The organism is Nitratireductor sp. GCM10026969, assembly GCF_042660605.1.
GTDB lineage: Bacteria > Pseudomonadota > Alphaproteobacteria > Rhizobiales > Rhizobiaceae > Chelativorans.
Map to the genome: position 1 here is coordinate 1 of NZ_JBHSUM010000246.1, position 3,663 is coordinate 3,663.

Consider the following 3,663-nt stretch of genomic DNA (forward strand, 5'->3'; position numbering starts at 1 on the left):
GGATGGCCGTGAAGTGGACGAGGGACCGGCGGGCGATGAACCGGAGCTGGGCGAGGGCACCTCGGTCGCCGAGGCGACGGTGCCTGACGGCTCCCCGGTGGAAGCGGGGCAGACCGACGAGGCCACCCCGGACGCGGGGGCCGCATTGCCGGTCGGCCAAAGGGCGATCTTCTACGAGGAGCGCACCAGTGTCTCGGAAGGCTCGGCGGAGCGCGGCACCGTGGTCTGGTCGCTCGTCGAGGAATCGCCCGGCGACAATCTCCCGGCCGAGCCGGCCGTTCGCGGCGAGGTGACGGTTCCGGGCAAGGGGGTCCAGCTCAAGATGACGATCCGGCGCAATGTCGATCAGTCGCTGCCGGCAAGCCATATCGTCGAGCTGATCTTCCTCACGCCCGACGATTTCGAGGGCGGGGGCATTCAGGATGTCCGGCGCCTTGCGATGAAGCGCTCGGAACAGGACACGGGCAGCCCGCTGCTGGGCATCCCGGCCAAGATCGCCGACGGCTTCTTCCTGGTGGCGCTGAGCGACAACAGGGCGGATATGGAAACCAACCGCCTTCTCATGCGGCGTCAGAGCTGGATCGACATTCCCATCGTCTACGCCTCGGGCCGCCGCGCGCTCATTACGATGGAGAAGGGCACGCCCGGCCAGGAAGTCTTCGACGAAGCGCTTGCCGCCTGGGAACGCGCTTCGAGCGGGTAACCGGCCCGCGCGGAGGCTTTCTTCGCCCCGTTCAGTTCACCGTTTGCCTGGGCTGCATACCAGCGGCGCTGCTCCCGAAGGCGGCAGCCACCGTTCATCGGTGGCGTAGCGGCAGCGCATTCGTTTTGCGATTGCTCAATACTCTGGTACTTCTACCCTGCTCGGGGTGTCCCTGACTCGTTCCATCCAGACGAGGCTGTCATGAGCAGTCGTGACATTTCGTTCGCCAGCTTCAACCTTTACAATCTCCAGCTCCCCGGAAGGGCCGTTTACGGCGATACGGACGGGTGGGACACGTCCGTATACGAGCGCAAGGTCGCGTGGACGGGCCGGATGCTGGCGCGTCTTGCCGCCGATTTCATAGGCTTCCAAGAGCTCTGGGCGGCCGAAGCGCTCGACCAGGTCCTGGATCAGGCGGGGTTGGCGGGCTCGCACGAGCCGCTCGTGCCGCCCGGACATCGAGGCGACCGGATCGTCTGTGCGGGTGCGGTGCGAGCGGACATGCTGGTCGCTGATCCCGAATGGATTACGGAGTTTCCGCCGGAGACCGTCCTGAAGAGCACCGGCGACGATCCGCAGCAGCCCGCAATCGCGGTCAACCTGTCGCGCTTTTCCCGTCCGGTGCTGCATGCGCGGATTCGTCCTGATCCGGCGACGCCAGTCATCCACGTCTTCGTCTGTCATTTCAAGTCGCGCCGGCCCGCCGAGATTTGGCGCGAGCGGGACTGGTACGACCGCGACGTGCACGGCGATCACCGAACTGCGCTGGGCTATGCGATTTCCACGATCCGGCGCACCGCAGAGGCGGCGGCGCTGCGCGTGGTCATCACCAAGATTGCCAAGGACACGGCCGAGCCGATCATTGTCCTGGGCGATATGAACGACGGCAAGGCGTCCAACACACTGAACATCCTCACCGAACAGCCGCGGTATCTCGGTCCGCTCTCGACCGGAGGTGGCGACAACGCCCTCTACACTGCCCAAACCCTGCAGGAATACCGCTCGATCCGTGACGTGTATTATACGTATGTCTTCGAGAAGCAACGCGAGAGCCTCGACCATATCCTCGTCAGCGAGCAGTTTTACGACAACTCTTCTGATCGGCTCTGGGCCTTCAAGGAGATGACGGTCGAGAACGACCACCTCAACTACGACGATCACAAGAACAGCGGGACGTGCGATCACGGAGTCATCCGCGCCGCCTTCAAATGGAAGCCGGCGCGCGGCGCGCCGGGATCCTGACGGAGCCCGTTCCGCGATCCCGCCGCGCCCGCGGCACTCGCTTCGGAACGTTCCACCGTGCAGTCTGCACGCGAGTTTCGCCGGTCGCTCCAGACGTTTTCAAGTCAGTGCCCGCTCTCCTGGAACTTCTTCACGTAGAAGCAGAAAGGGCGCTCTCCTCCCGCACCTGAATGCGTTCGGGAGCGCCCTTTCAGTAAGAGCGGTAACTTTCAGGAGAGGCTCAAAGCGCCGCAGCCTGACCCGCGCCCTGGGCAGAGCGGCCGGCCTGGGCCTGTTCCCTGGCCGAGGCCTGTACCGCTTCCTGCACCTTCTCGAAGGCGCGCACCTCGATCTGGCGCACGCGCTCGCGGCTGATGTCGAATTCGCCGGAAAGCTCCTCCAGCGTCAGCGGCTCGTCGGACAGACGGCGCGCCTCAAAGATGCGCCGCTCACGGTCGTTGAGCACGCCCATCGCCTCGCCCAGCATGCGGCGCCGCGATTCGAGCTCGTCCTGCTCGACCAGCATGTCCTCCTGGCTGTCTTGTTCATCGACGAGCCAGTCCTGCCACTCGCCGGACTCGCCTTCCGTGGCGCGGATCGGCGCGTTGAGCGAGGCGTCGCCGGAAAGCCGGCGGTTCATGGAGACGACCTCCTCCTCGCTCACATTCAGTCGCGTGGCGATCTCCGAGACCTGTTCGGGGTTGAGATCACCCTCGTCCAGCGCCTGGATCTTGCCCTTCACCTTGCGCAGGTTGAAGAACAGCCGCTTCTGGTTCGCCGTGGTGCCCATCTTGACGAGGCTCCATGAGCGCAGAATATATTCCTGGATCGACGCCTTGATCCACCACATCGCATAGGTGGCCAGGCGGAAGCCGCGTTCGGGCTCGAATTTCTTCACGGCCTGCATAAGGCCGACATTGCCTTCGGAGATGACCTCGCCGATCGGCAGGCCGTAGCCGCGATAGCCCATGGCGATCTTCGCCACGAGCCTCAAATGGCTGGTAACGAGCCTGTGCGCGGCGTCGGGGTCACCATGCTCGCGATAGCGTTTCGCAAGCATGTACTCCTCTTCCGGTTGCAGCATGGGAAACCGGCGGATCTCCTCGAGATACCGGGTAAGACCGCCTTCCCCCGAAACAATGCTTGGTAGTGTCTGGGCCATGTAAAGCACCCTCCTCTCTGGACGCCCCCGGCAGGCGGGCGAAAAACGCGGCCGCACCAGTGCGCACCGCGTCACTCTATATATAGGAACTTATTCCGAAAGGCAAAACCTTCCGTCAGCGGTCAACAAACCGTTACGCCCTCGTGAACGCTGAAATTCCGCGTTGCCTTTACGCCAAAGCGGCGAAACACCGTATGAGTTCCACCATATTGCTCGGTATCGGGGCCTCAAAGCGCATAATTGTGGCGGTTTCCGGGTGGCGGAAGGCCAGGAGGCGCGCATGAAGCGCCTGGCGCGGAAATGTCGCAACCTTTTCGGCCATGTCGGGTGGCAGCCGGTTCGTCTTCGTGCGGAAGGCGCGGCCATAATCCGGGTCGCCGATGAGCGGATGGCCGATATGCGCCATATGCACGCGAATCTGATGCGTGCGGCCGGTTTCGAGACGGCATTCCACGAGGGCGGCGATCTGCTCGTCCGGTGGGCCGGCGCCGTAACGCTCCAGCACCGAGAAGCGGGTGAGTGCGTGGCGGGCGTCAGGGCGGCCCGCCGGCACGACCGCGCGCAGGGTGCGGTCGCG

3 protein-coding genes and 1 pseudogene are annotated in these 3,663 nt (G+C 64.3%); 2 read left to right on the forward strand and 2 right to left on the reverse strand.

Annotated features, from left to right (window positions below):
- Positions 1 to 703: pseudogene (locus ACFP9U_RS24290) on the forward strand (hypothetical protein); the annotation flags it as partial.
- 201 nt (positions 704 to 904) lie between these two features.
- Entirely contained in the window at positions 905 to 1,945 is a 1,041-nt protein-coding gene (locus tag ACFP9U_RS24295; RefSeq protein ID WP_378625369.1) for an endonuclease/exonuclease/phosphatase family protein, read from the forward strand.
- A 220-nt stretch (positions 1,946 to 2,165) separates the two neighbouring features.
- On the opposite strand, the gene rpoH is transcribed toward ACFP9U_RS24295, so the two are convergent.
- Positions 2,166 to 3,086 (reverse strand): RNA polymerase sigma factor RpoH, encoded by a 921-nt coding sequence (gene rpoH / locus ACFP9U_RS24300; RefSeq protein ID WP_322453005.1) that lies wholly within the window; start codon positions 3,084 to 3,086, stop codon positions 2,166 to 2,168.
- Positions 3,087 to 3,255: 169 nt separating this feature from the next.
- A partial coding sequence (locus tag ACFP9U_RS24305; protein WP_378625371.1) for an RluA family pseudouridine synthase occupies positions 3,256 to 3,663 on the reverse strand: 408 nt, incomplete at its 5' end.